We start from the raw sequence: 25,449 nt of genomic DNA on the forward strand, positions 1-25,449 counted from the left end.
ACCGAGCGCATTCTTAAGCAAGGGTTAATTTCCGGTGGGAATGCGGCCGGTTAAGGGCATAGATAAAGTTGTCCACATTCGTTTGTCTGGCCCTTCATTCACCCCCGCTAGCCTCAACCCCAATGCGTTCCTTGGAGAACGCGAAGAAGAATGGGGTGCAGGGCATGGCACAGCGAAATGTGGTCGAAGCGGGGCAGGGGGCCCTCCAGCGCAATCTCGAAGACGGTCCGATCGACCTGCGTCACCTCGAGCAGCAGTCGCTCGGCGATCCTGGTCTGCAGGAAGAGGTCCTTCGTCTCTACTCCGATATGTCGGGCGTCTATCTCACCCGTATAGAGGAGAGCGCCACGCCTGAGGACATGCTCAAGCACCTTCATACGCTCAAGAGCGCAGCCGCGGGCATCGGCGCCTGGCAGGTCCGCGATCTCGCCCGTCATGCCGAGGATGCACTGCGCGAAGGCGCGTCCGTCGACCCGGACCTGATCGCCGACGTCGCGCGGGCCGTGCGCGAGTGCCAGGACTACATCGCCGATTTCGTGAGCAGCCTCGACTGAGGCTGTGGCGTCAGCGCGCTTGCAGCGTGGGGATCGCAGGCACTATATGCGGCTGATCCCCTCCCACGAAGACCAGACATGCCCCACATCACCTATATCGAACCCAACGGTACGCGGCACGAAACCGAGGGTGAGGTCGGCTCGACCGTGATGGAAACCGCGATCATGAACGGCGTCCCGGGCATTATCGCCGAGTGCGGCGGCGCCTGCACCTGTGCCACCTGCCACGTCTATGTCGACGACGCCTGGACCGACACAGTCGGTGGCCCTTCCATGATGGAAGAGGACATGCTCGACTTTGCCTACGCCGTGAAGCCGACCAGCCGCCTCAGCTGCCAGATCAAGGTCAAGGACGAGCTAGACGGGCTGGTCGTGCACGTACCGGAACGGCAGGGCTGAACCTTGATTTGGACCATTCGATGGTCTAAATAGATGGACCATATAATTGGTCCATGACTCATGAACATTTCCGTCAGCGAAGCCAAAGCGCTGCTCGCTGAGCTCGTCCGGCGAGCTGAGCAGGGCGAGGAGGTCGTGCTGACGCGTCATGGGCAGCCAGTCGCTCAGATTGGTCCAATTCGGAGAGCACGCCTCACGCCCGCCGAACGGGCACGTGTTATCCGCGATGTCATGAAGTCTGCCGCCGGCAAGGCATCGCCTGGCCCGGATGCGGCCCATAGCCAAGACTTCCTGTACGACGAGAACGGTCTTCCCAATTGATCGCCCTCGATACCTCTGCGCTGCTTGCGATCGTTCTCAACGAGCCGATGGCATCAGGGTGTACGAGAGCCGTGACGGAAGCCGACCGCATCCTGATATCTGCGGGAACCATGGCGGAAGCGCTCATGGTCGCTCAGTACCGATTGATCGGCGACGAGATGCGCGATCTGCTGGCGCGGCTAGATATTGAGGTAATCCCGGTAACACAGGTGGTCGCTGAGCGTGTGGCTTCGGCCAGCCGCCGGTGGGGAAAGGGTGTTCACCCGGCAGGGCTCAATTACGGCGACTGCTTCGCCTATGCCTTGGCAGAGGAGTACGACTGCCCGCTGCTCTACATCGGCAATGACTTCGCTCAGACCGATATCCGCAGCGCGCTTTGAGCTTGCCGTAGCGTCACCATTCCACCATCAGGGCGGTGCATGGATTCTTTTGCCGAGACGGGTTGCCGGGCCTCAACGCAATTCTAATCCGTACCTGCTACGAGAAACATTAAAGCTATTGTTTTTCAATAGCTTGTTACAAAGAGCCGATGTGGGTATGTATCCGGCTTCCGAAAGGCCGTGAATGGGTGAACTGACAACATTTCCTGTCAGCTACAAAGTCGAGGGTAAGCGCATCGTCATAGTCGGCGGTGGAGAAGAAGCCCTCAGCAAAGCCCGGTTGGCAATTAAGACTACTGCTTCAGTCGTCATTATCTCCGCCAACATCGAAGCCGACTTCTCCGATCTGCCCGTCGCCATTCTAGCGCGTCCCTTCGAGGATGCCGATCTCGTTGATGCGGCTCTGGTTTTCGTTGCCGATCACGGTCCCGATGGCGAGGCCGCAAAGCGCGCGGCCCGCGCTGCGCGGGTGCCGCTGAACGTCGTCGACGTTCCCGAGGAATGCGATTTCTACACTCCGGCGATCATCGACCGGGCCCCGGTGTCCATCGCCGTGGCCTCAGAGGGCGATGCACCCGTACTCTCCCGCCTGATCCGCGCCCGCATTGAAGCTGCGCTCTCGCCGAACCTCGGCGCGCTGGCTCGGCTTGCCGGTTCCATGCGCGAGAAGGTTGCGGCTGTGCTCGAGGGCTCCCGTGCCCGCCGGTTCTACGAGGAACTGGTCACCTCTCCCGAGGTCGAGGCCGAGCTTATCCGCGGGCAGGGGACCGAGAGGGCCGACGAGCTCCTCGCGCAGCACGTCGAGAAGGGCGAGAGCCCCGGCGTCGTCTGGCTCATTGGTGCGGGCCCCGGCGCCGAGGACCTGCTGACCCTGCGCGCCCAGCGCCTGCTGCAGGAAGCCGACGTCATCGTCCATGATCACCTCGTCCCCGCCGCGGCGGTCGAGATGGGCCGCCGCGATGCCGAGCGCATTCTGGTCGGCAAGCAGAAGGGCCACCACTCTTTCACCCAGGCCGAGATCAACGCGCTGATCGTGCGGCTCGGCAAGGCCGGCAAGCGCGTCGCCCGCCTCAAGGGCGGCGATCCCATGGTCTTCGGCCGCGCTGGCGAGGAGATCGATGCGCTGAACGAAGCGGGCATCGCCTATCACGTCGTCCCAGGTGTCACCGCGGCCCTTGCCGCTGCAGCAGATACGGCGACGCCGGTGACGTTGCGCAGGGTTTCGACCGGCTTTGTCCTCGCCACGGCGCACGGCGCCGAGTCCGAGGAACTCAGGCACTGGGCGTCGCTCGCCTCGACCGGCCTCACCCTCGCCCTCTACATGGGCAAGTCCGTCGCCGGACCGACCGCCTCGCGGTTGATCGCGGAAGGCGCCAGCGCGTCTATCCCGATCGGCGTCGTCGTGCGGGCAGGGCGCAAGGACCGGGTCCTCTACCGCGGCACTCTGGGCGGCCTCGCCGCCGACGAGCTCGAGCTCGAGGATGGCCCGGCAATCATTTTCGTGGGCGAGGCGATCGCCCATGGTGACTGGCGCGGCGCGATCGAGATCGCCCGCTCCGAATTTAAGGTGGCGTAGGAAGAGAATGGAAATCCTCACCGGCAATGAGCTGATGAGCGGCGCGACGGTCTATCTGGACCGGTCCGGCAAGTGGGTCGAAGAGCTGCAGCAGGCACGGGTCTTCCTCAAGGAAGAGTCGGAGGCTAAGGACGCGGCTCTGGCGGTCACCAAGAAGGGTGGGCGCGTCATTTCTCTTGAGGTCGAAACGGTCACGCTTCGCGACGGGGCGATCTACCCCGACCGCATCCGCGAACGTATCCGCGCCGAGGGCCCGACTGCCCCACGCTTCGACCGGCAGCATCTCGACGAGGACGGCCATGTATCGATATGACGAGTTCGACGCCGCGTTCGTGAAGGAACGTACGGCGCAGTTTTCCGACCAGGTGGCCCGCCGTCTCAGCGGCGAGCTGAACGAGGACCAGTTCCGGCCGCTGCGCCTGATGAACGGCCTCTACCTGCAGTTGCACGCCTACATGCTGCGCATCGCGGTGCCCTACGGCACGATGAACTCCCGTCAGATGCGCACGCTGGCCCACATCGCGCGTACCTATGATCGCGGTTACGGCCACTTCACCACGCGCCAGAACATCCAGTTCAACTGGCCCAAGCTCCGCGACATCCCGAAGATCCTCGAGGATCTCGCTGCGGTCGAGATGCACGCCATCCAGACCTCGGGCAACTGCATCCGCAACATCACGACCGACCAGTTCGCCGGCGCCGCCGCCGACGAGATCATCGATCCGCGTCCGGTTGCCGAAATCCTGCGCCAGTGGTCGTCGCTGCACCCTGAGTTCAGCTACCTGCCGCGCAAGTTCAAGATCGCCATGTCCGGCTCGACCGCCGACCGCGCCGCGATACGCTTCCACGACATCGGCCTGCAGGCGACGACCAACGGCCTGGGCGAGATCGGCTGGCAGGTCTGGGTCGGTGGCGGCCTCGGCCGTACTCCGATGATCGCCAAGATGATCTCGGGCTTCGTCCCGCACGAGCACCTGCTCGCCTATCTCGAGAGCATCCTGCGCGTCTACAACCGCTATGGCCGCCGGGACAACAAGTACAAGGCGCGCATCAAGATCCTCGTCCACGAGACTGGCATCGAGACCATCCGCGAGCAGGTCGAGGAAGAGTTCGCCCACGTGAAGGGCGGTGTGCTCACCCTCCCGCAGGAAGAGCTTGACCGGATCACCAGGTACTTCGCCGAGCCCGACTACGAGTTGGTCAACCAGACCAGCGTCGACGTGGCCCGCGAGAAGATCCTCAACCCGCCATACGGTCGCTGGCTCGAGCGCAACCTCAACGCCCACCGCCAGGCGGGCTATGTCTCGATCACCATCTCGCTGAAGCCCGTAGGCGGCGCCCCCGGCGATGCCACCGACAAGCAGATGGACGTGATCGCGGACCTCGCCGAGCGCTACTCGCACGACGAGCTGCGCGTGAGCCACGAGCAGAACATCGTCCTGCCTTACGTCAAGATCACCGATCTGCCCTCGGTCTATGCCACGCTTGTCGAACATGGCCTCGCCGAAGGCAATGCGGGCCAGATCACTGATATCATCTGCTGCCCGGGCCTCGATTTCTGCGCGCTGGCCAACGCCCGCTCGATCCCTCTCGCGCAGGAACTGACCCGCAAGTTCGCCGCCCCCGAGCGGCAGGCCGAGATCGGCGACCTGAAGATCAAGATCTCGGGGTGCATCAATGCCTGCGGCCACCACCATGTCGGCCACATCGGCATTCTCGGCGTCGAGAAGAAGGGCACTGAGCTCTACCAGATCACGGTCGGCGGCGACGCCACCGAGAACGCCGCCATCGGCGACATCCTGGGTCACGGTTTCGTTGCCGAGGATGTCCCAAACGCCATCGAGCGGTTGGTCGATGCCTACATCGCCCGGCGCGAAAGCCCGAGCGAGCCGTTCATCGCGGCCTTCCGCCGGCTCGGCAAGCAGCCCTTCAAGGAGGCCTTGTACGGCGATGCTTGATCTCGCCGCACCCGGCATACGCGCCCACAAACCCGACAAGCTGCGCCAGCTCGGCATCATGTCGCTCAACGGCATGTTCGACGAGATGGATGGCGTGGGTGTCCTGCGCCAGGCCGTCACCGAGCTCCTGCCCGGCGATGTCGCCATCGTCTCGTCGTTCGGCGCGGACTCCTCTGTGCTCCTGCACATGGTCTCCGAGGTCGACAAGGATTTGCCGGTCTACTTCCTCGAGACCGGCAAGCACTTCCCCGAGACGCTCGAGTATGTCGAGACGCTGAAGCAGCGCCTCGGCCTCACGAACGTCATCGCACTCCATCCGGACGCCAAAGACATCGAGCGCTTCGATCCCAAGGGCAACCTGTGGGAGACAGATCCGGATTCCTGCTGCCATATCAGGAAGACCGAGCCGCTCGAGGCCACGGTCAAGGGCTTCGGCGGCTGGATCACCGGCCGCAAGCGTTTCCAGACCTCAGAGCGTGGCGTGCTTCCGCATTTCGAGCTGACCAGCGACGACCGCATCAAGGTCAACCCGCTCGCCTACTTCTCGGATGCCGATATCACGACCTACAAGCTCAAGTATGGGTTGCCGGAGCACCCGCTTTATTCTAGGGGCTACAAGTCCATCGGCTGCGCGCCCTGCACGAGCGTGGTGGCCGAGGGCGAAGATCCGCGCGCCGGCCGCTGGCGCGGGCTCAACAAGAAAGAGTGCGGCATCCACTTCGATTTCAACGGAGCCATCGCCAAGCCCATGGCCGAGCAGGAACTGAACCTCTGGAAAGACGGCAAGTTCATCGCCGACCCGTTCCACCCGTGGGTGGAGGGCGATGATCCCGCCTCGGTGCGCTACACGCACATCCCCCTGCCGGTGTTCCTCGAGAGACGCGACGCTGTGCTCGCCAACCCCCATCCGGTCGGCCTGCTCGTTTCGCCGGGCGATAATGTCGAACTGGTGAAGGGCGATCTCGATCGCTTCTCCTCCATCGCCATCAACTTCCCTGCCTTTGGCGACGGCCGCGGCTATTCCTCGGCGCGCCTGATCGTCGAGCGCTATGGCTACAAGGGCGAAGTCCGTGCCGTCGGCGACGTGCTGCACGACCAGGTTTCGCACATGCGCCGCTGCGGCATGACGGCCTTCGTGGTCAAGCACGAGCCGACGAGGAAAGCGCTGGAAGACGGCAAGCTCGCCACCGTCGACATCTTCTACCAGCCGGTCGGCCTGACCGAGATTCCCCTCGGCACCCGCCCGTTCCTCCGCCGCGCGGTGGAGAACGCCTGAACACGCCACGATCCCGGTGTCATCCCTGCGACAGCAGGGAATGGCGCCGCCTGCGCAGGCCGGGAGTATCATCCCAACCAGCCGGGATGACACTCGAAGCCAAACGGCAGCACCGTTAGCCGCAGAACTGAGAAGCATATGAGCCAGAACGAAATCGTCACCGATGTGGTCATTATCGGCGCCGGCCCGGTGGGCCTGTTCGCCGTGTTCGAGCTTGGGCTGCTCGACATCAAATGCCACCTCATCGACATTCTCGATCGGCCCGGCGGGCAGTGCGCGGAGCTCTATCCGGAAAAGCCCATCTACGACATTCCGGCCTTCCCGATGGTCACGGGGCAGGGGCTCACCGACAACCTGATGCAGCAGATTGCCCCCTTCGGGCCTGAGTTCCATTTCAACCGGATGGTGACGAAGCTCGAAAAGCTCGAGGACGGCAGTTTCCGCCTGGAGACCGACGCAGACGAAGTGTTCCTCTGCAAGGCCGTGGTCGTCGCGGCTGGTGGCGGCTCGTTCCAGCCCAAGCGCCCGCCGGTGGAAGGCATCGAGGAATACGAGAACAAGTCCGTGTTCTACGCCGTCCGCAAGATGGACGATTTCCGCGATCAGGACGTGGTCATCGTCGGCGGCGGTGACAGCGCGCTCGACTGGACCCTCAACCTGCAGCCGATCGTCCGCTCGCTGACGCTGGTTCATCGCCGCGACGCCTTCAAGGCGGCCCCGGCCTCGGTGAACAAGATGAAGGAACTGGTGATGGAGGGGAAGATCAGCTTCCTCCTCGGTCAGATCGGCAAGCTCGAAGGCAAGGACGGTCAGATCGACCACGTCCACATCACCATGGACTCGGGCGATCTCGCCGTACCGGCGACGCGCCTGCTCCCCTTCTTCGGCCTCACCATGAAGCTCGGTCCGGTTGCCGACTGGGGGCTCGAGCTCAACGACAACCTGATCACCGTCGACACCGAAAAGTTCCAGAGCTCGATCCCGGGCATCTTCGCGATCGGCGACATCAACCACTACCCGGGCAAGCTCAAGCTCATCCTCTCGGGCTTCCACGAAGCCGCCCTGATGGCCCAGGCCGCCAAGGCCATCGTCTCCCCGGGCGAGCGCGTTGTGTTCCAGTACACCACCAGCTCCACCAAGCTGCAGAAGAAGCTCGGCGTCGTCTGACCCCGGCACGGCCTCTCCCTGATCCTCCCCCGCGTGGCGGGGGAGGCGCCCCAAGCTCGAAGTTGCGCTTTGCAGCCATTTTCCAGTAATGGGGCACGCCCCACCTCACCGGAGCCGATGCACCGATGAAGATCCACGTTACAGACCAGTCCGGCGTTGAACACGAGCTCGAAGGGCTCGACGGCTGGCGCACGATGGAAGTGATCCGCGACTGGGGCCTCAACATCAAGGCCGAGTGCGGCGGCGCCTGCTCCTGCGCCACCTGTCACGTCTATGTCGAGGATGGCTGGTTCGACAAACTTCCGCCGCCCAGCGACGACGAGGAAGATCTGCTCTATTCGACGCTCGACAAGAAGCCCAACAGCCGCCTGAGCTGCCAGATCCTGCTCAGCGACGAACTCGACGGCATGCGCGTCACTCTGGCTCCCAGCGCCGCCAAGGACTCCGAAGCCGCCTGAGGCCTACTGCGCCTGTGCCAATGTGCCCGCGGCCTGCGGGGGCGGCGTGGACTCGCGGAGCAGGCTGCTGTGCACCCAGCCTTCACGGCCTTGCTCGTCCTTGACATGCATCCAGCCTTTGACGTTCTCGCTGACGGTCACCCAGCTGCCGTTCTTGAGGGTGAATACGTGCGGCGAGCCCTTCTTGGGGCCCGAGCGGACGCGGGCTGCATCCACCGCTACCTTGTGGGTGAACTTGGGTACGGGCGGCGCCACCACGGGCTCGGGTGCCTTCGCCTGGACCGACAGCGTTGCCGGCGCGACCGGCACCGCCTTGGCGACATTGAGCGCCTCGGGCTTGGTCACCGGCAGACGGGCCACATAGCTCGGCTTCATGCGCGCCTGGATCTGAGTTTCTGCTGCGACCCGGGCCACCGTGTCGGCCGTGAAATTCAAGCCGCCTACTGTCAATGCACCGGATATGAGAACGACGCCCGAAAACAGGGCAACGGAGGTAAAGGGAAGGGCCAATTCCGACTCCTGCGACGCAACTAACGCAGCGCTATGCCGCCTTGCAGTTGGAGTGGCCCTTCACCCAAGCCCCAGGCCGGACATTGCGCGTACGGGCACCTTAACACGCCCGCCCGGCCGGGGTTCCTACACGACGCTGTGACTACGCTGCAGCGCGTGTCTCCGCGCTGTCGCGGCCGGCCTTCAGAGTTTGCGTGTACCAGGCGAGCTCATCGAGCATCGTGGTGACCGTCGGCGCCAGGTACGCGTAGTCGGCGAAGTCCTTGCCCTGCTGCAGCATGCCGAGCAGCGGCTCCATGTTGATGTGGACGCCTGCCTTCATCGGCACCATCGACAGCTCGACCGCGATCTGCCGCAGGTGCTCCACGGCGCGCGCCGCGCCCACTGCGCCATAACCGACGAATGCTGCCGGCTTGCGGGACGGCTCGTCATAGAGGTGGTCGAGTGCGTTCTTCAGCACCGCCGCGATGGTGTGGTTGTACTCGGCCGTAACGAAGATGTAGCCGTCGAGCTCCGACACCTTCCTTGCCCACTTGGTGGCCGCGTCGTCCGTGATCGGCACGAAGCGCGGCGAGGCCGGCGCGTCGAAATAGGGGATCGGATAGTCGCGCAGGTCGACGATCTCGTACTCGGCGTCTCCCCGGGCCTTGGCGATATCGAGCACCCATTTCGCCGGTCGGTCGGCGAAGCGCGTTTCGCGGGTGGTGGAGAGGATGATGCCGATCTTTGGCTTGCTCATGTCTGCTGCTCATGACGAAAGTTTGAGGGGGCAGCCACCAACAGTGACCTAGTCACCGTCAGTAACTGACGCTAAGTATGTGCCCGCGGCAGACACCTGCAAGACGGCACTATTCTCTCACGGAGGCACCCATGGACAACTTGGTCACCCACGCGGAACCGCATCACGAGCAGGACCTGCTGACCGACGCGCTGCCTCGTGAGCCGCACAATTTCGAGGAATGCCAGCGCCACATGCTGCCGGTCCACGAGGTGCTGGCCCAGATCAGCGGCAAGTGGACCATTCTCGTTTTCCGCGTCCTCAGCACCGGCCCCCGGCGCTTCTCCGAGATCAAGCGGCAGATCGAGGGCGTTTCGCAGAAGATGCTGACCTCAACGCTGCGCGACCTCGAAAAGGACGGCTTCGTCACCCGCACGGTGACGCCCTCCATTCCGCCGCGCGTCGACTACGAACTCACCGAGATGGGCAAGGAATTGCAGGAGCCGCTGCGCATCATCGGCAACTGGGCCCACGTGAACCGCCATCGCGTCGAAGCGGCCCGCGAGCGCTTCGCCGAGCGCGAGGCCGAGGCCAAGCGCCTCGCCTGGTAGGGCAGGGCTCCGGCCTATTCATTCGCCATTCAGGCGCCCTTCGCTACGCCCGCCATTTCGCGGGGGGCCGATCCGCGAGAGGGCAAATGGATCTCTACACAGTCTTCAAGTTTCTGCATGTCGTGACGGCCATCGCCTGGGTCGGCGGCGGCATCACCATGTTCGCGCTGGCCCTGATGGCACTGGCGCGCGGCGACGAGGACATGGCCTCACAGGCCGTCAAGCACGTCGCATTCCTCGGCACGCGCTGGTTCGTGCCCGCCTCCATCCTCACGCTCGTCTTCGGGCTCATCATGACCTTCCTCGGCGGCCTGTGGGGCGAGGCCTGGATCATCCTCGGCCTTGCCGGCTTCGCCTCGACCTTCTTCACCGGCCTGCTTGGCCTCAAGCCGCTGTCCGAGCAGATCGAGATGCTGCACATCGCCGGTGCGCACGACGAGGCACGCCCGCTCGAGGCCCGCATCATGCAGCTGTCGAAGTTCGACTATACGGTGATGGCCGTCGTCATCGCCGACATGGTGTTCCGGCCGGCCTGGAACGACCTGATCACCCTCAGCCTCATGGCCATCGTCGTGGCGGGCGGCGCAGTCCTCTTCCTCGGCAGCGGCTTCCGCCGGGCCGTTGACGCCTGAGCCGATACGAAATGGCCCGCCTTGGGGGCGGGCCGGTCTGCTAGGCGGTCTTTCGGACTTCGTCCGCGGCCTCGGCCGCTCGCGGCTCCGCGAATCGCTCGATCCAGCGGACGAACTGGTCGACCCAGATATTGAGGTTGGTCCGGATGCGCTCGTCGGTGAAGTTGCCGTCATCGTCGATCGCGCCCGGGCGCGACTGGAAGTAGATTTCGGGCTTGCCCATCAGAGCCACGCCGACCACCGGCAGGATGGCGCGCAGGTGCGCCTGCGCCGCTGCCGTCCCGCTCACGCCACCGGTCGCCCCGGCGATCGCGCCGGGCTTGTCCGTCCACACGCCGTCGCCATATGGCCGCGACGGCCAGTCGATGGCGTTCTTGAGGATGCCGGGGATCGAGCGGTTGTACTCTGGCGTCACGAACAGCACCGCGTCCGCCTCGGTGATCTCGCGCTTCATGCGGATCACTTCGGCCGGCGGATCGTTCCACAGCGCGTCGTCATAGAACGGCAGGTTGTCGATCTTGATGTAATTGAACTCCAGCCGGCCGGCCGCCAGCTTTTCCAGCGCCTTGGCCAGCTTGAGGTTCGATGAGGTCGGGCGCGTCGACCCGACAAAAACGGCGACCCGGAACATCGGCTCCCCTTGAGTTACGAAATGTTACTCGGGCTCGATATGTGCCTGTGCCGCAGATCGCGCAAGACGGCACAAGGTTGTAACCGGCGTCCACCCATCAACCCTCTCGCCCCGGAGGCGAGAGTCCCTCTCACGGCGTCACCTTCTTCTCCCCCAGCACGTTTGCCAGTTCCGGGATAAAGTCTTTCACCATCGGCTGCTTCGCTACCTCGAACGGCAACGGCCGCACCACGCGCATCGCCGCGATCCCGACGCGTACCGTCATCAGGCCGTTGACCACTCCTTCGCCCAGCCGGGCCGAGAGCTTCGCCGCCAGGCCCTGGCCGACCAGTTGCTCCACCACGCCGTCCGTCAGCACCAGCCCGCCGGTCACCGCGAGGTGCGCGAGGATTGCACCCAGAAGCCGCCAGGTGCCCATCAGTCCCGGCCGCGCGCCGTAGAGCCGCGCGATGTCACCACCCAGCCGCACGCTCTCGAAAATCACGAAGGCGATGTCGATCAGCGCCCGCGGCGACACGGTCGTCACCAGCGCCACCCGCCGCGCCGAAGCCGCCGTCAGCGCGCGTGCCCTTGCATCGAGTGGCGCCATCAGCAGCCGCTCACCCAGCCGCACATGCTCGGCGCCATCGAAGATATGCCGGGCATCCGTCTCCAGTTGTTCCCGTCCGCGTGCGAGGTCGGGACGCCGCGCATAGATGTCGAGCAGCTCACGCGTGATCGCTGCGCCGTCCTTGCCACGGTCACTCGCCAGCGTCGCGATGGCCTGGTGGCGCAGCCGGTCCAGCGCGCGCAGCCGCATCAGCGATGCCGCCTCCCGCGCGATGATCCCCACCAGCGCCACGAGGAAGGCAGCGAGCACCGCCAGCCCGACCCACCCGAGCCAGGGCTGCGTCGCGAACAGATCCGAGATCAGCCGCTCCGCCGCCAGGCCCAGCGCCAGCGACACGAGGATTCCGCCCGTGGTCCACAGCAGGCGCCCGAACCAGCCCATGAGGCGCGGCGGCTCCACCGCTTCGTCGAGCGGCACATCCACATCGGTCAGGAGCTCGATCTCCTCGGGCAGGGCGATGGCCTGCGTCGGCTGGAAGGCGCGCGGGCGGCGCGTATCGTCTTGCTGCTCGGCCTCGGGGCCTACGGGTCGTGCAAAGGGCGGTTTCACTTGAGCCAGTCCCCGATCAGGTAGTCGAGCGCGCGGTCGAAGCGGATATGCGGCAGCACAACGCTTCCCTCGGCGTTCTTTTCGAGCCGCTGCGGCGGCCGGAACCGCATGAATTTGAGCGCCACGGGCCGGCCCTCGTCAAACAGGCTCTCCGGGTGTTCTGGCAGGTCGCCCGGAAAAAGCGCGATCTCCGTCCGCCCGTCATAGGTCACGCCGTCCAGCGTTTCGCCGGCCTCGGGCGTACCCACGATCACCTCGTGCCGCTCGCGGCCTTGGTCGATCACGCTCTCCCGCGTCGCGCGGATGGCGGCAATGGCCATCGAGCGGGTCTCGGCCCCGGCGAACCGGGCGCGCCGCGCCGCATCGGCCACCAGCCGGTTCATCAAAGCTTCCAGCCGGTCATGGCTGGACGAGTGGATGTGGTCCGCCTTGGTCGCCGCGAACAGGATGCGGTCGATCCGCCGCGCCACCAGCCGCGTCAGCACATTGTTGTCGCCCTGCCGGAAGCACGAGAGGATATCGGTCAGCGCCGTCTCGAGATCGGCCACCGCCGCCGGTCCGGCATTCAGCGCACGCAGCGTATCGACCAGCACCACCTGCCGGTCGAGCCGGGCGAAATGGTCGCGGAAGAACGGCCGCACCACGATCGCCTTGTAGGCCTCGTAGCGCCGCTCGAGCATGGCATAAAGGCTCGACGACCGCACAGGGCCGGCCGGCGCGGGCAGGGGCGCGAAGGTGAGCGCCGGGCTGCCCTCGAGGTCGCCGGGCATGAGGAAGCGGCCGGGGGGCAGGGTGCTCATCGCCCGTCCGTCTTCCTTGCTGCGCCTGAGGTAATCCGTGAAGGCCGCCGCCAGCCGCTCGGCATCGGCGTCGTTGGCCTCCTTAAGTACGTCCGTTTGCCCGATTTCGCGGAGAAAGCTATCGGACTCGGCCTGCGTGTGGGGCAGTTTCGAGCGCCGCAGCGCCTGCTCGCTCCAGTCGGCAAAGCTCAGCGATAGCAGCGGCAGGTCCAGCAGCCACTCGCCGGGGTAGTCGACGATGTCGAGGTTCAGCACCGTCGGCCCGAACATGCCCGAGACCCAGCGCTTCGACTGGAACTTCAGTGTCAGCCGGAGCTGGCTGATCCGCCGCGTCGATTCCGGCCAGTGCGGTTCCTTCCCCGTCAGCGCCGCGAGGTGCTGCTCATAGGCGAAGCGCGGTATCCCTGCGTCCGGGTGCTCGGCCAGCCGCGCCCCGATGAACCGCCCCTCGGTCAGCGCCGCGAATCCCGGCAGACGCCCCCCGGTGAGGAGGTTGTGGATCAGCGCCGTGATGAAGATCGTTTTCCCCGCCCGGCTCAGCCCGGTCACGCCCAGCCGCAGGGTAGGGGTGAATGGCGCCGCGGCGGCGTCGGCAAGGTTGCCTAGCGCTATGCCCAGCTCGTCGGTGATGGTCGTCGGCGATTGCGGCACAGGGGCTCCTCGAACACGACCGAAAGGTAGGCGGTCCAGCCCCAAATACAAGCCGCAACTCCCCGCCCGCGCTGGCGTTTTGTGTGGAGGCACCGGAGGAAATGAACCACGGCGGTGTCACCGCCGGCCCGTCGCCCCCACCCGTTCGAGCGCAGCCTTCAGGACGATCGTCAGCACTGCAAGCGCCGCAAGCGTCGAGGCCGCGGCGAACGCGCCCGAGACGTTGAAGTCGTTGAACAGCAGCTCGATCTGCAACGGCAACGTGTTGGTCTGGCCGCGGATGGCGCCCGAGACCACGGACACGGCGCCGAACTCGCCAATCACCCGCGCATTGCACAGCAGCGCGCCATAGAGCAGCGCCCATTTGATGTTGGGCAGCGTGACGTTCCAGAAGATCTGGAAGCCGTTGGCTCCCAGAGACAGGGCCGCCTCCTCGTCCTCACCGCCCTGCTGTTGCATCAACGGGATCAGCTCGCGCGCCACGAACGGTGAGGTCACGAACAGTGAGACGAGGAAGATCGCCCACACCGTGAACATGATCTTGATGCCGTTGTCGGCAAGGACCGGTCCCAGCAGGCCCTGTCCGCCATAGAGGAACAGGTAGATGACGCCGGCGACGATTGGCGAGATCGAGAACGGGATCTCGATGATGGTAATCAGCAGCCGCTTGCCGGGAAAGTCGTAGCGCGTCACCAGCCAGGCCGCGCAGACGCCGAACACGATATTGATCGGCACCACCACGATCGCCGTCAGCACCGTCAGGAAGATCGCGTGCAGCGTGTCGGGCGCAAGGATGTTGGCGAGATAGGCATCGAGCCCGTTGCGGAATGCCATGGTGACGATCAGCACCAGCGGCATGGCAAGGATCAGCGCCGACGACACATAGGTCAGCGCGATCAGCCCCCACCCGGCACGCCCGGGCCGGGTCGGGCTGCCGGCCCGCGATGCGTCAGCGGGATTTGTCTGCATAGCGCAACTGCCAGGCCTGGATGAGATTGGTGACAAGCAGGGCGCTGAACGCCACCGCAAGCAGCACCGTCGCAAGCGCGGCGGTGGCGGGGTAGTTCAGTTCCTCGAGCCGGATGACGATCAGCAGCGACACGATCTCGGTCAGCCCCGGCAGGTTGCCGGCAATGAACACCACTGCGCCGTACTCGCCGATGGCGCGGGCGAAGCAGAGCACCGATCCAGCCGTGAACGCGGGGAGGATCAGCGGGAAGATCACGCGCGAAAAGATCTGCCAGCGCGTCGCGCCGAGTGTCCGCGCCGCTTCCTCGACGTCCTCGGGAACATCCTCCAGCACTGGCTGGATGGTGCGCACCACGAACGGGATCGAGGTGAAGATCATGGCGACGATGATGCCGAGCTGGGCGTAGCTCACCTTGATGCCCAGCGGCTCAAGGTACTGTCCATACCATCCCTCGGGCGCGAACAGGGTGACGAGCGCGAGCCCGGCCACGGCCGTGGGCAAGGCGAACGGCAGGTCGACCAGTGCATCGATGAGGCGCTTGCCCGGAAATTCGTAGCGGACCAGCACCCAGGCGAGCAGCAGTCCAAAGACGGAGTTGAACAGCGCTGCGACGGCGGCCGAGGAGAACGTGAGCCAGTAGGCCGCCTGCGCCCGGCCGGACGAGATGATCCGCCAGAAGTCCTCGAGCCCCAGGCTGGTCGTCTTGAGCAGCATGGCGGCGAGCGGGATCACCACGATGACGGCGAGGTAAAGGAGCGTGACCCCCATGGTCAGCCCAAAACCCGGCAACAGGTGCCGCTTCCTCAAGCGTCCCGCAGCCGGGTGCCCCCGAACTACCGGCGGCGCGGGGTTGGCCGCGCCGCCTCGATCAATATCTGTGGTCAATCCGGACGTCGCCTAGAGGTTTGGAAGGACCTTGTCGAGCAGGCCACCTTCGGCGAAGTGCTCGGCCTTGACCTTGGCCCAGCCGCCGAACGCGTCCTCGACCTTGATCAGCCGGACTTCGGGGAACTGCGCCTTGTACTTCTCGACCGCAGCCGCATCGTTCACGCGGTTGTAGAACGAGCCGATAATGTCCTGGCCCTCGGGCGTATAGAGGTAGTTGAGATAGGCCTCGGCGATCGGCCGGGTGCCGCGCTCATCGACGACCTTGTCAACGACGGCAACCGGGAACTCGGCGAGCAGGCTCACCGGCGGCGTCACTGCGTCATACTGGTCGTCGCCCACGGCCTTCACGGTGCCGAGCACTTCGGTTTCGAAAGTGATGAGCACGTCGCCGATCTTGTTCTCGACGAAGGTGGTCGTGGCCTGGCGACCGCCGGTGTCGAACACCTTCACGTTGGCGAACACCTTCTTGAGGTAGTCCTCGATCTTGGCCTCGTCGCCGGCGAACTCTTCCTGGGCCCAGGCGCGTGCCGCGAGGTAGGTGTAGCGGCCATTGCCGGAGGTCTTGGGGTTCGGGATAACGATGCCCACGCCGTCTTTGGCGAGATCAGCCCAGCTGACGATGCCCTTGGGGTTGCCCTCGCGCACGAGGAACGCCGGCAGCGAGTAGAACGGCGAAGCGCTGTTGGGGTACTTCGATTGCCAGTCGGTGGCAACGAACTGCTTGCCCGCCAGCGTCTCGATATCGGTGACCTGGTTGAAGGTCACGACATCAGCAGCCAGGCCCTCGAGCACGAGCCCAGCCTGCTTGGACGAACCGGCATGCGACTGGTTCACGGTCACGTCGACGCCAGCGCTGGCCTTGTAGGAGGGGATGAACTTGGCGTTCACCGCCTCGAACAGCTCGCGCGACACGTCATAGGACACATTGAGAATATCCGTGGGCTGGGCCCAGGCCTGCGACACGCCCAGAGCGAGCGTCAGCGCCGCGGCAAAGATCGATCTTTTCAAGTAGGCCCCCTTAAGGCTCGGCATGAATTCGGGGGGACAATATGGGTCCGCGTCCCGGGCTCAAGCAGAGTCTGATCCTTCAGGAAGACAATTTCCCCAGCGCGGCCAGACTTGTAACGTCTTGGCGGCAACCTCTGGCGATGCGCAAATTCGCTGCCGGAGGACGACTGCCTGACAAGGGCAACTGCACCATCCGGGGCCTGCGCACCGCACTATCAGTTGGACACCCCCGCCCCCTGAGGGCAGGGGTGGGGGCTATCGGCGACAGGTACGGTTGTCCCCCCTTTGGGCGGAACATCTTACGGCTCGTGCGCGACCCGCCCGACTTTTTCGATCTCGTACGGCGTCGTCTGGTAGATCTCGTTGATCCAGTTCTGGAACAGGAGATGAGCGTGGCTGCGCCAGCGGTTTTCCGGCTCGGCCGTGCTGTCCCCGTTGGGGAACACGTTCGCCGGCATCTCCGGGTTCAGCCCTGCCTTGACGTCGCGGTCGAATTCGTCCGCCAGCGAGCGGTTGTCGTACTCGAGGTGGTTGAGCATGTAGAGCGCCTGCCGCACCTTGTCGCGCAGCATGCAGACCCCGATCTCGTCATTGTCGATCAGGATCTCGAGGTCATCGGAAATGCTCGACCGTTCGATGTCGTTGTAGCGCGACACCGGGATCATCGGGCTGTCCGAGATGCCGCGCAGCCACGGATTCGGCGCGCCGGCCAGCGTGTGCCGGAAGACGCCGAACGCCTTCTTGGGCATGCGGTAGCGCCTGGTCTTGTGGAAGTGGTGCAGCGCCGCCTGCGCGCCCCAGCAGATGAACATCGTCTGGTGCACGTTGCGCTCGGTCCAGTCCATGATCTCGAGCATCTCGGACCAATACTTCACCTCCTCGAACGGGATGTGCGCGATGGGCGCCCCCGTCACGATGAAGCCATCGAACTTGCGCTCCTTCACCTCTTCCCAGGTGGAGTAGAAGGTCTTCAGGTACTCTTCCGACGTGTGCTTGGACTGGTGGTCCGTGATCCGCACCAGCGTCATGTCGATCTGGAGCGGGGTCGAGCCGATCAGCCGTGCGAACTGCGTCTCGGTCCGCTCCTTGTTGGGCATCAGGTTGAGCAGGCCGATCTGCAGCGGGCGGATGTCCTGGCGGGCGGCGCGCGACGAATTCATCACCATGACACCCTCCGTTTCGAGGGTCTTGGCGGCGGGCAGGTTGTCAGGAATACGAATGGGCATGATGTGCCTCTAGATGGGAACGCGAACGGGTGAGCTGAAGCGGCGCCTTGCGGCGCTATCGCATTCGCTTGCCGATCGCCCCGGCGATGAGGTCTACGAACTCATCGCCGTCGCGCACTGTCGCCAGGTCGCTTGCGTCGATGGTGTAGCCGAAATTGTCGGCCAGCAGCTGGTAGCGCGGTAGCCGGTCCTTCAATAGCGCCTCGAAGCCCCAGGCGCCGAACGCATCGGGGTCGACGTCGGCATCGTCCTTGACCTTGTTGAGCGTCTTGAACTCCGCCCATTTCTCCACGAGGAAGTGGGGCTGGTAATACATCGGCTTGGGGCTGTGCTTGAACCGCTCGATCAGCTTGTGGGCGTCCGCCTCGGTTCCGCGGATGTAGACCAGCGCCGTGCTCTGGGTCAGCGCCTTGATCACCGGGTCCTCGGCGTTCGCCGGGTCGACCACCTCGATCAGCGAGCCGCCGGTATCGGCGATGAAGTTGCTGTAACCGTAGAGCTTTTCGGCCCGCTCGATGAAATAGGGCACATCCTCGAGCGCGCCGATCTCGGCCACTCGGTGCTGCTCCTGCCGGCGCTGATACTCGCCGAGCGGCAGGCCGCCGCGCGTTACGTCTCCCGGTCGCCCCAGATAGGTCGAGAGCGGGTCGAGATTGGCAAACGTGATGTTGCTGTCGATCTTGATCGAGTCCGAGCGCAAGAGGTCGCGCAGGAACGGCACCTTCATGGCCTCGGCCTTGAAGTTGTCGACGATGAACTCGCCCATGTAGCGCGTGCCGATGCGGTAGTCGGCCGAGTAATGGAACCACTGGTGCTTGCGCAGCAGCGCCGCCAGCCAGGTCTTGCCGACACCGGCCATGCCGAACACCGTCACGGCGTGACGCGGCGCGCGCAGGAATTCCTCAGCGGAGTTGAACAGCATAGGGCGGGGTCCGGGTTCGGCGCATCGATTTAGACGATGCCGGGGGAGGGGACAAGTAGAGGCCGTTTCCCCCTTTCGCAGCGTCCGTATCCGGATAGACTGCCGTCACTCCCAAAGAGGCTCCCGGTTCCCTCCATGCGCTCACTCCTCAAGGCCCTCCAAGGCGCGCTTCTCGTGCTCCTGCTCCTGCCGCTCGCGGCCTGTGCCGACGACAGTAGGCTGATCATCAAGTCCCAGGGGGGCGAGCACGTCTTCACGGTCGAAGTCGTGGACACGCCAGAGAGCCGGGCCCAGGGACTCATGTACCGCACCACGCTTGCACCCGATGCCGGCATGCTCTTCGACTTCAAGGAGAGCCGCGAGGTCAGCTTCTGGATGCGCAACACGCTCATCCCGCTCGACATGATCTTCATCACCGCCGATGGGCTGATCGCCAATATCCACGTCAACGCCATCCCCCACGACCCCACCGGCATCCCGTCCGATGGTCCGGTGATGTTCGTTCTCGAGATTCCGGGTGGCCGGTCGGTGGAGCTTGGATTGAAGCCGGGCGACCGCGTTGTCCACCCGCGCATCAAAGGCGGCTGATCACCATGCAGTCGAGCACGGCCCATAGATGCAGGCTCGCGCCGACGACAACAAAGCCGTGCCAGATAGCATTGTGGAAGTTCATGCGCTCTGACAGGTGGAACACCAGTCCCACACTGTAAGAGACACCCCCGCCCACCAGCATCCAGAGGGCCATGGCCGGCAGATGTGCCGCCAGCGCCTGCAGGGCAAACACCCCGCTCCACCCGATCCCCAGGTAGAGCACGATGGCGCCGCGCCCGAACCGGGCCGGCACGAACAGCTTGAGCGCCATCCCCGTCAGCGCCGCCCCCCAGATCAGCAGCCCCAGGATGATGTTGGACGGCGTCGCCCCCAGTAGGACCAGAAACGGCGTGTAAGTCCCCGCGATGAAAAGGAAAATCGCCGCCTGATCCAGCCGCGCCAGCGTCCGCTTTGCCGGCGCGTTGATCGGGCAGAGGTTGAAGGCCAGCGAAATGCTGAGCACCAGCAACAGGCTCGCGACATAGATCACCAGCGCCGGCAGCTCGCGCGGCGCCGTTTCATATCCGGCAAAGGCCAGCAGAACCGCACCCAGCGACACCGCCGCCACGATGCCGACGCCATGCACGATCCCGTCGGCGATCAGCTCGGCCAGAGTGAAGGGCCGGCCTCGTGTCCACCAGGTTCGCGGGATGGTCGTTTCGGTCGTCACGGCAAGTCCCGGGTACGCAAACGAAAATAAGCTGTGACAATCCCGTCATCGGACCGTCACAGTCAAGACTTCCGGGCTCCGATCGCTTGACAGGTAACGCAGCTGTTACGATGGTCCGCCATGCCATTGTTTCGGAACGATAAATGAACCTCCCGGAGCTTTTTTCCGCCCTTGCCGACCCAACGCGGCTGAAGGTGCTCGAGATGCTGCACCAGAAATCGCGGCCAGTGCACGAGCTGGCGGCCGCCTTCGACATCAGCCGTCCGGCCATCTCGCGCCACCTGCGCGTGTTGAAGGAGGCCGGCCTCGTCGCTGAGGTGAAGCAGGGCAGGGAGAACGTTTACTCGTTCCAGCGCGCGGTGCTGGGCTCGGGCAGCAAGTGGATCGAGGTCCACGGCACCGCGGCCAAGGCAAGAAAGAAAGCCCCGGCGAAGGCCGAGGCCTCCGCTGCCGTCGCGAAGAAGCCCCGCTCCACCATCGTGGTCAAATCAAAGCCGGCGGTACCGAAGAAGCCCGCCAAGGCTCCTTCGGTCGAGGCCAAGCCAATGGCAAAGCCCGCCGCACCAGCCCCCACACCGCAGCTTTCCTTCTTCGATTTCTAGGGGCCGGGCACCAGCTCGTCGATCCGGCCGGTGAGGTGATAGCCGAGCAGCCCGATCCACTCGCGCAGCGCCATGTTGGCGACGGCGAGGTTCTCGGTTGATTGATCCGGCTTGATCCTCCAGCCCTCCGCGCCGCTGGCGAGATAGTCGGCAGGCCACGGCACCACGTCGAACCCCGCCTTGCGGAACAGCCCGACCGAGCGCGGCATATGGAATGCCGAGGTTACCAGTAGCCAGGTCTGCCCCTCAACCGGCCCCGCCAGTTCCTTGGCGAACTGGGCATTCTCCTCGGTGTTCCGCGACTTGTTGTCGGTGATGATCCGGTCGGCGGAGACGCCGAACGCCTCGAACATCCGCCGCCCCGCATCTGCCTCCGGCTCCTGCTGCACCAGCGCCGGCGGCCCACCCGAGATAAGCACCTTCGCCTCGGGATGCTTCAACGCGAGCCGCAGCGCCTCGACAAAGCGGTCGCCCGACCGGTTCAGCTCCCAGCCGCCGCGGACCGTGTTCACCTCGCCGTCGAGCCCCCCGCCCAGCACCACGATTCCATCGATCCGCGCCGGCTCCGCCGGCCGGACGAAGCGCGTCTCCAGCGGCGTGATCAGCACATAGCCGAAGGTTGTGAAGCTGCAGGCAAACAGGATGACGAACGCCATCCCCACCGCCACCCGAGCCGGCCACCGCCGCTTCAGAAAGCTCAGCGCGAATCCCGCTAGGAGCAGCAGCACCACGATCGACAGCGGCTGAGCCAGCAGCCAGAAGATGCGCGTCAGGTACGGGAACATGCCCCAGGCTCCTCCAATACGCCTGAGAGCTTGGTGACCTCGGGAGGATTCGAACCTCCGACCAACAGCTTAGAAGGCTGCTGCTCTATCCCCTGAGCTACGAGGCCATGGCGCCCGTTTAGCGCAATCCCACCGGATTGTCAGTCCTTGTGACGACCTCGCGCAAGCGTTCGAGGTCGGCGTTGTCGTGGCTGCAGAAAATATCGACGGCGCTGCCGTGGTTTCGCTTGAGCTCGCGCAGCCGATCGAGGTTCGCGCGGCCCGCCGGCGCATCGGTCGCCATGATGCGCTCGTAGATTCTGAGCCCCAGCGGCATATGCGGCTTGGGCGCGAGTTCGCCGGCATTGAGATAGGCGTCGCCTGCATTGAGCAGCCAGCCATCGGACGTCTTGATCGCCACACCGGCATGGCCGAGCGTGTGGCCGGGCAAGGGAATCATCAGGATTTCCGGCGGCAGACCATCGAGCGCCCGGACCGCTTCGAACCCGAACCAGGCTTCACCCCCGGCCGCATAGGTACGCCAATCGCGTACGTCGTCCCACATCAGCGGGCGGTAGCGTTGCCTGGCGACGAAGCTGCGCCGCTTGTGCTCGGCGGCGTCGCGCTCCGTTTCCATCACGTGGATTCGGGCCTGCGGAAAGTCCTCGAGCCCGCCGGCATGGTCGAAATCGAGATGCGTCAGCACGATGTGCCGCACGTCGCTGGCCGGGAATCCCAGCGCCTCGATCTGCCGCAGGGCGGTGTCGGCTTCCCTCAGCCGGGTATTGAGAACCAGCGGCCAGGTGTAGGCGAGGCGACGCGGCGGCGAATGAAGCACGTCCTGCAGCCCGTAGCCCGTGTCGATCAGCACCAGCCCGTCATCGCCCTCGAGCAGCATGCAATGGGTGCATAGGTTGCCCAGCACTCCCTTGCTGGTGCCGTCGAAGAACGCCCCGCCAATAGGGCAATGCGTACCGCAGTTGAGATGATGAATGCGCAAGTGCCGTCCCTCCAGGTCCTCGCGCCACGGTTCACTACGGCTGGTGGGTGCACAACCCCCGCTCAGCGCCGCCCAGCCATTCCGCGGGCGGATCGCCTAGTGCTTGCGCCAGACCTGGGTATCCTCGTCGGCGACGAGGCGCAGTCCATCGCTATTCTCGACATAGACAGCGGCCGCTTCGCCCAGGGCCCGCAGCATGCGGGCAGCAAACAGCGCATCGGATATCGCTTCGTCGCGCTGTGTGTAGGGCCTGGGGCGGCCCGACATGTCGAGATCACGCTCCGGGCTCGCTATCCGCCAGCCGGCGCCGTCATGGTGAACGAGAATTCTGACCGTCATGCCGCATCAAACTCCAGCCCCCGCAACGCTCCAGAACGTCTTCGGTTGCCCGGTCATGCGGCGCAGCCGCGCGAACATATAGCAGACCGCGGTGCAAGTGCGTGACGGCTAGATTGCCCTGGTGCTCTTGCGGACGATCAGGTCCGACATGAGGACGAGGTGAACCGGTTCGTCCTCCGGCTGGATTCCTTCGATGATGTCGATCAGCGAGCGTGTCGCCATCCGGCCGATCTGCTCGCGCGGCTGCCGCATCGTGGTCAGCGGCGGGTCGAAGTACTCGGCGACGGTGATGTCGTCGAAGCCGATCACCGAAATGTCCCGCGGGCATTCGACGCCGGCCTTCCGCATCTGGTGTACGAAGCCGATCGCCATCTCGTCGTTGGCGCAGAAGACGGCCGTGGGCCGCTGCTTGAGCGCGAGCAGCTGCTCGGCGGCCGCGGCTCCCGAGGGCATGTTGTAGTTGCCCAGCGCCATCCACTCGGGATGTGTCTCGAGCCCGGCTTCCGTCATTGCCTCGTGGTAGCCGATCAGCCGCTCGTTCGTGGTGCCGTTGCGCGACGGGAAGGTCACGTGACCGATCCGCCTGTGCCCCAGTTCGACCAGGTGCCGGATGGCGCGCTTCGCCGCGAGGCGGTTGTCGGTGATCACCGAGTTGATCTCGGGGTCGGGGATCTCATCATAGGCTGCGACCAGCGGCAGGCTGACCCCGCCTTCGTCCAGCCCGTGCAGGCGCTTGGTGTCGAGCGAGCCGTCGAACAGCAGCAGCCCGTCTGCCCGCGTCGACAGCAGGTAGTCGCGCAGCCACAGGTTGGGGTCGTCGCCGATGCTGCTGGCGACCAGCACGCTGTAGCCGCGTGCCGCCGCCTCGCTCAGCACGGCGTCGACGATCGTCGAATAGAACGGATTTCCGATGTTCGGAGCCGCCATCAGAATCGTCCGCGCTGCCTTAAGGCGCAGCGAACGGGCTGCCTGGTTGATCGTGTAGCCGGTCTCGCGCACGGCAGCGGTGACCCGTTCGCGCGTTGTTTCCGACACGCGTTCGGGCGAGCTCAGGACCCGGCTGACCGTCGCTGCCGACACGCTTGCGTGCCGCGCAACATCCTGAATTGTCGGCGTTTTCTTCCCAGAGATCATGGTCAAGCAGCGCTCCAATTCCGCTGCGCTCTCACTCTGTCTAGATCGACCTTGACAGCCGCGCAAGGAATGTCTGAAACTCCTGCAATCGATTGCATTGATCTTCTCCGAAGCGCGGTGTAATCGATTACACGCAGTTGGCTCCAGAGGCCGGCCCGTTCAGAGGGGGCCCTGAGTTGCTGTGTGCATTTCGCGAGGGGCGCATCGCTCCTGGGTGAACGTTGGGAGGATACATTATGAAGTCAGTCGTGTCGGTGGTGGCCCTGGTGGCCGCCGCCCTGCTTGGCAGCACCGCCGTGCGCGCCGCGGACGTCGAAGTCATTCACTGGTGGACGTCTGGTGGCGAACAGGCCGCCGTGTCGGTCTTCGCCCGTGAGTTCGACGCGCTCGGTGGCGACAAGTGGGTGGATACCGCTATCGCCGGCGGCGAAAACGCTCGCTCGGCCACGCTGCAGCGCATCCTCGGCGGTGACCCGCCGGGTGCGGCTCAGTTCAACCCCGGCCGTCAGTACGAAGAACTGATCGCCGGCGGCATGCTGCTCGATCTCACCGATCTGGCCAACAAGGAAGGCTGGGCCAACTTCATCCGTCCGGCGTCCATCTCCGAGGCTTGCCTCGTCGACGGTCACTGGTGGTGCGTGCCCGTGAACATCCACTCGTGGAACTGGGCCTGGGCCTCGGTCCCGGCCTTCGAGAAGGCCGGCGTCGAGCTGCCGACCAGCTTCGATGACTTCCTCGAGAAGGCTCCGAAGCTCAAGGAAGCCGGCATCATCCCGTTCGCGATCGGCGGCGAAAGCTGGCAGATCAACGGTGCCTTCGGCGTGATCCAGACTGGTCTGCTCGGCCTCGACAAGCGCGAGAAGATCATCAAGGACAAGGACCTCGAACTCGCCAAGGCAGAGATGCCCGCCGTTTTCGAGAAGTTCCGTCAGTTCAAGCAGTTCTCCGATGAAGGTTCGGCGAACCGCAACTGGAACGACACGACCAATCTCGTCGTGACCGACCAGGCGGCTCTCCAGATCATGGGTGACTGGGCTCGTGGCGAGTTCGGCGTTGCTGGCGAAAAGGCCGGCGTCGACTATGCTTGCCTTGCCCTGCCGCTCGACAAGCCGACCGTCTCCACCGGCGGCGACATCTTCCTGTTCCCCAAGCAGTCCGATGCGGCTGTTGAGGCGGCCCAGCTGAAGATGGCTTCCATGATGGTCAACCCGCAGGTCCAGGCGCTGTTCAACAACGCCAAGGGCTCCATGCCGATCCGTGACGATGTCGATATGTCGCTCGCCGACGACTGCATGAAGCGTGGCCTCGAGATCATCAAGGACCCGGCCAACATCGCCGTCGACGCCGGCCGTTGGCAGTCGAACGACACCACCGGTCAGATGAACGATCTCGTTGCCCAGTTCTGGGCCGACGACTCCATGACTGCAGCGGCTGCGGCCGAGCAGTACGTGACGATCCTTCAGAACGCCGACTGATTTGGTGTTATGATGTCCGGGCGGTGCCACAAGCACCGCCCGGCTCTTTTTTCGGCGTA

The 25,449-nt window shown here is 64.8% G+C and carries 30 protein-coding genes and 1 tRNA gene; 15 read left to right on the top strand and 16 right to left on the bottom strand.

Translation table 11 applies throughout. The features are described from left to right. Positions 1 to 164 precede the first annotated feature (164 nt). The 10 genes from PRN20_RS10405 to PRN20_RS10450 all read left to right on the top strand — a co-directional run bounded on the left by PRN20_RS10405 (position 165) and on the right by PRN20_RS10450 (position 8,089). Complete coding sequence (locus PRN20_RS10405; RefSeq protein WP_273957274.1) at positions 165 to 554, top strand: Hpt domain-containing protein; 390 nt, start codon at positions 165 to 167, stop codon at positions 552 to 554. Between the two features lie 78 nt (positions 555 to 632). Next, on the top strand, positions 633 to 953 hold the full coding sequence (locus PRN20_RS10410; protein WP_273957275.1) for a 2Fe-2S iron-sulfur cluster-binding protein: 321 nt from the start codon (positions 633 to 635) through the stop codon (positions 951 to 953). Positions 954 to 1,013: 60 nt separating this feature from the next. After that, positions 1,014 to 1,274, top strand: a complete 261-nt coding sequence (locus PRN20_RS10415) for a type II toxin-antitoxin system Phd/YefM family antitoxin (protein WP_273957276.1) — start codon at positions 1,014 to 1,016, stop codon at positions 1,272 to 1,274. Beyond that, complete coding sequence (locus PRN20_RS10420) at positions 1,271 to 1,654, top strand: type II toxin-antitoxin system VapC family toxin (RefSeq protein WP_273957277.1); 384 nt, start codon at positions 1,271 to 1,273, stop codon at positions 1,652 to 1,654. Before PRN20_RS10415 ends, PRN20_RS10420 begins: the two co-directional genes overlap by 4 nt. A gap of 184 nt (positions 1,655 to 1,838) precedes the next feature. Then, a complete protein-coding gene (gene cysG, locus PRN20_RS10425) occupies positions 1,839 to 3,230 on the top strand; it encodes a siroheme synthase CysG (RefSeq protein WP_273957278.1) in 1,392 nt (463 codons plus the stop codon). Positions 3,231 to 3,237: 7 nt separating this feature from the next. After that, positions 3,238 to 3,543 (top strand): DUF2849 domain-containing protein, encoded by a 306-nt coding sequence (locus PRN20_RS10430; protein WP_273957279.1) that lies wholly within the window; start codon positions 3,238 to 3,240, stop codon positions 3,541 to 3,543. Continuing rightward, positions 3,530 to 5,188, top strand: coding sequence for a nitrite/sulfite reductase (locus tag PRN20_RS10435; protein WP_273957281.1), 1,659 nt, complete (start codon positions 3,530 to 3,532; stop codon positions 5,186 to 5,188). Before PRN20_RS10430 ends, PRN20_RS10435 begins: the two co-directional genes overlap by 14 nt. Continuing rightward, positions 5,181 to 6,464, top strand: coding sequence for a phosphoadenylyl-sulfate reductase (locus PRN20_RS10440; protein WP_273957282.1), 1,284 nt, complete (start codon positions 5,181 to 5,183; stop codon positions 6,462 to 6,464). Before PRN20_RS10435 ends, PRN20_RS10440 begins: the two co-directional genes overlap by 8 nt. Before the next feature lie 138 nt (positions 6,465 to 6,602). Continuing rightward, positions 6,603 to 7,631, top strand: coding sequence for an NAD(P)/FAD-dependent oxidoreductase (locus PRN20_RS10445; protein WP_273957283.1), 1,029 nt, complete (start codon positions 6,603 to 6,605; stop codon positions 7,629 to 7,631). Positions 7,632 to 7,756: 125 nt separating this feature from the next. After that, the gene (locus PRN20_RS10450; RefSeq protein WP_273957285.1) at positions 7,757 to 8,089 is read left to right on the top strand and encodes a 2Fe-2S iron-sulfur cluster-binding protein; all 333 of its coding nucleotides are present in this window, start codon (positions 7,757 to 7,759) and stop codon (positions 8,087 to 8,089) included. 3 nt (positions 8,090 to 8,092) lie between these two features. On the opposite strand, the gene PRN20_RS10455 is transcribed toward PRN20_RS10450, so the two are convergent. Both PRN20_RS10455 and PRN20_RS10460 read right to left on the bottom strand, forming a co-directional pair. Further along, on the bottom strand, positions 8,093 to 8,524 hold the full coding sequence (locus tag PRN20_RS10455) for an SH3 domain-containing protein (protein WP_273957286.1): 432 nt from the start codon (positions 8,522 to 8,524) through the stop codon (positions 8,093 to 8,095). A 217-nt stretch (positions 8,525 to 8,741) separates the two neighbouring features. Next, complete coding sequence (locus tag PRN20_RS10460) at positions 8,742 to 9,338, bottom strand: NADPH-dependent FMN reductase (protein ID WP_273957287.1); 597 nt, start codon at positions 9,336 to 9,338, stop codon at positions 8,742 to 8,744. A 131-nt stretch (positions 9,339 to 9,469) separates the two neighbouring features. On the opposite strand from PRN20_RS10460, the gene PRN20_RS10465 reads away from it, so the two are divergent. Together PRN20_RS10465 and PRN20_RS10470 are read left to right on the top strand one after the other, a co-directional pair. Further along, positions 9,470 to 9,928, top strand: a complete 459-nt coding sequence (locus PRN20_RS10465) for a winged helix-turn-helix transcriptional regulator (protein WP_273957288.1) — start codon at positions 9,470 to 9,472, stop codon at positions 9,926 to 9,928. An 86-nt stretch (positions 9,929 to 10,014) separates the two neighbouring features. After that, positions 10,015 to 10,560, top strand: coding sequence for a DUF2269 family protein (locus PRN20_RS10470; RefSeq protein WP_273957289.1), 546 nt, complete (start codon positions 10,015 to 10,017; stop codon positions 10,558 to 10,560). 40 nt (positions 10,561 to 10,600) lie between these two features. Here PRN20_RS10470 and PRN20_RS10475 read toward each other — a convergent pair whose 3' ends face one another. The 8 genes from PRN20_RS10475 to PRN20_RS10510 all read right to left on the bottom strand — a co-directional run bounded on the left by PRN20_RS10475 (position 10,601) and on the right by PRN20_RS10510 (position 18,815). Next, entirely contained in the window at positions 10,601 to 11,191 is a 591-nt protein-coding gene (locus PRN20_RS10475; protein WP_273957290.1) for an NADPH-dependent FMN reductase, read from the bottom strand. A gap of 130 nt (positions 11,192 to 11,321) precedes the next feature. Beyond that, positions 11,322 to 12,350: a YcjF family protein gene (locus PRN20_RS10480; protein ID WP_273957291.1), complete on the bottom strand. Its 1,029-nt coding sequence runs from the start codon at positions 12,348 to 12,350 to the stop codon at positions 11,322 to 11,324. Beyond that, the gene (locus tag PRN20_RS10485) at positions 12,347 to 13,801 is read right to left on the bottom strand and encodes a YcjX family protein (RefSeq protein ID WP_273957292.1); all 1,455 of its coding nucleotides are present in this window, start codon (positions 13,799 to 13,801) and stop codon (positions 12,347 to 12,349) included. Before PRN20_RS10485 ends, PRN20_RS10480 begins: the two co-directional genes overlap by 4 nt. Positions 13,802 to 13,918: 117 nt before the next feature. Continuing rightward, on the bottom strand, positions 13,919 to 14,770 hold the full coding sequence (gene cysW, locus PRN20_RS10490; protein WP_273957293.1) for a sulfate ABC transporter permease subunit CysW: 852 nt from the start codon (positions 14,768 to 14,770) through the stop codon (positions 13,919 to 13,921). Then, on the bottom strand, positions 14,751 to 15,539 hold the full coding sequence (gene cysT / locus PRN20_RS10495; protein WP_443112548.1) for a sulfate ABC transporter permease subunit CysT: 789 nt from the start codon (positions 15,537 to 15,539) through the stop codon (positions 14,751 to 14,753). Before cysT ends, cysW begins: the two co-directional genes overlap by 20 nt. Before the next feature lie 129 nt (positions 15,540 to 15,668). Continuing rightward, positions 15,669 to 16,667: a thiosulfate ABC transporter substrate-binding protein CysP gene (gene cysP, locus PRN20_RS10500; RefSeq protein WP_273957294.1), complete on the bottom strand. Its 999-nt coding sequence runs from the start codon at positions 16,665 to 16,667 to the stop codon at positions 15,669 to 15,671. Positions 16,668 to 16,966: 299 nt separating this feature from the next. After that, positions 16,967 to 17,893 carry a homoserine O-succinyltransferase gene (locus tag PRN20_RS10505; protein ID WP_273957295.1) on the bottom strand — a complete coding sequence of 309 codons (927 nt, stop codon included), beginning with the start codon at positions 17,891 to 17,893 and terminating at the stop codon, positions 16,967 to 16,969. Between the two features lie 55 nt (positions 17,894 to 17,948). Continuing rightward, the gene (locus PRN20_RS10510) at positions 17,949 to 18,815 is read right to left on the bottom strand and encodes an ATPase (protein ID WP_273957296.1); all 867 of its coding nucleotides are present in this window, start codon (positions 18,813 to 18,815) and stop codon (positions 17,949 to 17,951) included. A 135-nt stretch (positions 18,816 to 18,950) separates the two neighbouring features. On the opposite strand from PRN20_RS10510, the gene PRN20_RS10515 reads away from it, so the two are divergent. Further along, complete coding sequence (locus PRN20_RS10515) at positions 18,951 to 19,403, top strand: DUF192 domain-containing protein (RefSeq protein ID WP_273957297.1); 453 nt, start codon at positions 18,951 to 18,953, stop codon at positions 19,401 to 19,403. Here the strand turns inward: PRN20_RS10515 and trhA are convergent. Continuing rightward, the gene (trhA, locus tag PRN20_RS10520) at positions 19,390 to 20,076 is read right to left on the bottom strand and encodes a PAQR family membrane homeostasis protein TrhA (RefSeq protein ID WP_273957298.1); all 687 of its coding nucleotides are present in this window, start codon (positions 20,074 to 20,076) and stop codon (positions 19,390 to 19,392) included. The two genes, PRN20_RS10515 and trhA, sit on opposite strands and share 14 nt — an antisense overlap. A 143-nt stretch (positions 20,077 to 20,219) precedes the next feature. On the opposite strand from trhA, the gene PRN20_RS10525 reads away from it, so the two are divergent. Further along, on the top strand, positions 20,220 to 20,678 hold the full coding sequence (locus tag PRN20_RS10525; protein WP_273957299.1) for an ArsR/SmtB family transcription factor: 459 nt from the start codon (positions 20,220 to 20,222) through the stop codon (positions 20,676 to 20,678). Here the strand turns inward: PRN20_RS10525 and PRN20_RS10530 are convergent. The 5 genes from PRN20_RS10530 to PRN20_RS10550 all read right to left on the bottom strand — a co-directional run bounded on the left by PRN20_RS10530 (position 20,675) and on the right by PRN20_RS10550 (position 23,915). Next, on the bottom strand, positions 20,675 to 21,463 hold the full coding sequence (locus PRN20_RS10530; RefSeq protein ID WP_273957301.1) for a YdcF family protein: 789 nt from the start codon (positions 21,461 to 21,463) through the stop codon (positions 20,675 to 20,677). The genes PRN20_RS10525 and PRN20_RS10530 overlap by 4 nt on opposite strands. 31 nt (positions 21,464 to 21,494) lie before the next feature. Continuing rightward, a tRNA-Arg gene (locus PRN20_RS10535) sits at positions 21,495 to 21,570 on the bottom strand. Positions 21,571 to 21,581: 11 nt separating this feature from the next. Then, the gene (locus PRN20_RS10540; RefSeq protein WP_273957302.1) at positions 21,582 to 22,442 is read right to left on the bottom strand and encodes an MBL fold metallo-hydrolase; all 861 of its coding nucleotides are present in this window, start codon (positions 22,440 to 22,442) and stop codon (positions 21,582 to 21,584) included. 96 nt (positions 22,443 to 22,538) lie between these two features. Then, the gene (locus PRN20_RS10545) at positions 22,539 to 22,781 is read right to left on the bottom strand and encodes a hypothetical protein (RefSeq protein WP_273957303.1); all 243 of its coding nucleotides are present in this window, start codon (positions 22,779 to 22,781) and stop codon (positions 22,539 to 22,541) included. Between the two features lie 108 nt (positions 22,782 to 22,889). Next, on the bottom strand, positions 22,890 to 23,915 hold the full coding sequence (locus tag PRN20_RS10550; protein ID WP_273958058.1) for a LacI family DNA-binding transcriptional regulator: 1,026 nt from the start codon (positions 23,913 to 23,915) through the stop codon (positions 22,890 to 22,892). A gap of 236 nt (positions 23,916 to 24,151) precedes the next feature. Between PRN20_RS10550 and PRN20_RS10555 the strand changes: the two genes are divergently transcribed. Continuing rightward, the gene (locus tag PRN20_RS10555) at positions 24,152 to 25,390 is read left to right on the top strand and encodes an ABC transporter substrate-binding protein (protein WP_273957304.1); all 1,239 of its coding nucleotides are present in this window, start codon (positions 24,152 to 24,154) and stop codon (positions 25,388 to 25,390) included. Positions 25,391 to 25,449: the final 59 nt, after the last annotated feature.

The organism is Devosia sp. ZB163, assembly GCF_028613635.1.
Classification (GTDB): Bacteria; Pseudomonadota; Alphaproteobacteria; order Rhizobiales; family Devosiaceae; genus Devosia_A.

Excerpts from the sequence above, each read along its gene's own strand:
- PRN20_RS10515 (WP_273957297.1), top strand. The coding sequence starts at position 18,951 with ATGCGCTCACTCCTCAAGGCCCTCCAAGGCGCGCTTCTCGTGCTCCTG.
- PRN20_RS10445 (WP_273957283.1), top strand. The coding sequence starts at position 6,603 with ATGAGCCAGAACGAAATCGTCACCGATGTGGTCATTATCGGCGCCGGC.
- PRN20_RS10505 (WP_273957295.1), bottom strand. The coding sequence starts at position 17,893 with ATGCCCATTCGTATTCCTGACAACCTGCCCGCCGCCAAGACCCTCGAA.
- PRN20_RS10510 (WP_273957296.1), bottom strand. The coding sequence starts at position 18,815 with ATGCTGTTCAACTCCGCTGAGGAATTCCTGCGCGCGCCGCGTCACGCC.
- PRN20_RS10435 (WP_273957281.1), top strand. The coding sequence starts at position 3,530 with ATGTATCGATATGACGAGTTCGACGCCGCGTTCGTGAAGGAACGTACG.
- cysG (WP_273957278.1), top strand. The coding sequence starts at position 1,839 with ATGGGTGAACTGACAACATTTCCTGTCAGCTACAAAGTCGAGGGTAAG.
- PRN20_RS10525 (WP_273957299.1), top strand. The coding sequence starts at position 20,220 with ATGAACCTCCCGGAGCTTTTTTCCGCCCTTGCCGACCCAACGCGGCTG.
- PRN20_RS10470 (WP_273957289.1), top strand. The coding sequence starts at position 10,015 with ATGGATCTCTACACAGTCTTCAAGTTTCTGCATGTCGTGACGGCCATC.
- PRN20_RS10460 (WP_273957287.1), bottom strand. The coding sequence starts at position 9,338 with ATGAGCAAGCCAAAGATCGGCATCATCCTCTCCACCACCCGCGAAACG.
- PRN20_RS10415 (WP_273957276.1), top strand. The coding sequence starts at position 1,014 with ATGAACATTTCCGTCAGCGAAGCCAAAGCGCTGCTCGCTGAGCTCGTC.
- cysT (WP_443112548.1), bottom strand. The coding sequence starts at position 15,539 with ATGGGGGTCACGCTCCTTTACCTCGCCGTCATCGTGGTGATCCCGCTC.
- PRN20_RS10440 (WP_273957282.1), top strand. The coding sequence starts at position 5,181 with ATGCTTGATCTCGCCGCACCCGGCATACGCGCCCACAAACCCGACAAG.
- PRN20_RS10555 (WP_273957304.1), top strand. The coding sequence starts at position 24,152 with ATGAAGTCAGTCGTGTCGGTGGTGGCCCTGGTGGCCGCCGCCCTGCTT.
- PRN20_RS10550 (WP_273958058.1), bottom strand. The coding sequence starts at position 23,915 with ATGATCTCTGGGAAGAAAACGCCGACAATTCAGGATGTTGCGCGGCAC.
- PRN20_RS10465 (WP_273957288.1), top strand. The coding sequence starts at position 9,470 with ATGGACAACTTGGTCACCCACGCGGAACCGCATCACGAGCAGGACCTG.
- PRN20_RS10405 (WP_273957274.1), top strand. The coding sequence starts at position 165 with ATGGCACAGCGAAATGTGGTCGAAGCGGGGCAGGGGGCCCTCCAGCGC.
- PRN20_RS10450 (WP_273957285.1), top strand. The coding sequence starts at position 7,757 with ATGAAGATCCACGTTACAGACCAGTCCGGCGTTGAACACGAGCTCGAA.
- PRN20_RS10545 (WP_273957303.1), bottom strand. The coding sequence starts at position 22,781 with ATGACGGTCAGAATTCTCGTTCACCATGACGGCGCCGGCTGGCGGATA.
- PRN20_RS10475 (WP_273957290.1), bottom strand. The coding sequence starts at position 11,191 with ATGTTCCGGGTCGCCGTTTTTGTCGGGTCGACGCGCCCGACCTCATCG.
- PRN20_RS10430 (WP_273957279.1), top strand. The coding sequence starts at position 3,238 with ATGGAAATCCTCACCGGCAATGAGCTGATGAGCGGCGCGACGGTCTAT.
- cysW (WP_273957293.1), bottom strand. The coding sequence starts at position 14,770 with ATGCAGACAAATCCCGCTGACGCATCGCGGGCCGGCAGCCCGACCCGG.
- PRN20_RS10530 (WP_273957301.1), bottom strand. The coding sequence starts at position 21,463 with ATGTTCCCGTACCTGACGCGCATCTTCTGGCTGCTGGCTCAGCCGCTG.
- PRN20_RS10410 (WP_273957275.1), top strand. The coding sequence starts at position 633 with ATGCCCCACATCACCTATATCGAACCCAACGGTACGCGGCACGAAACC.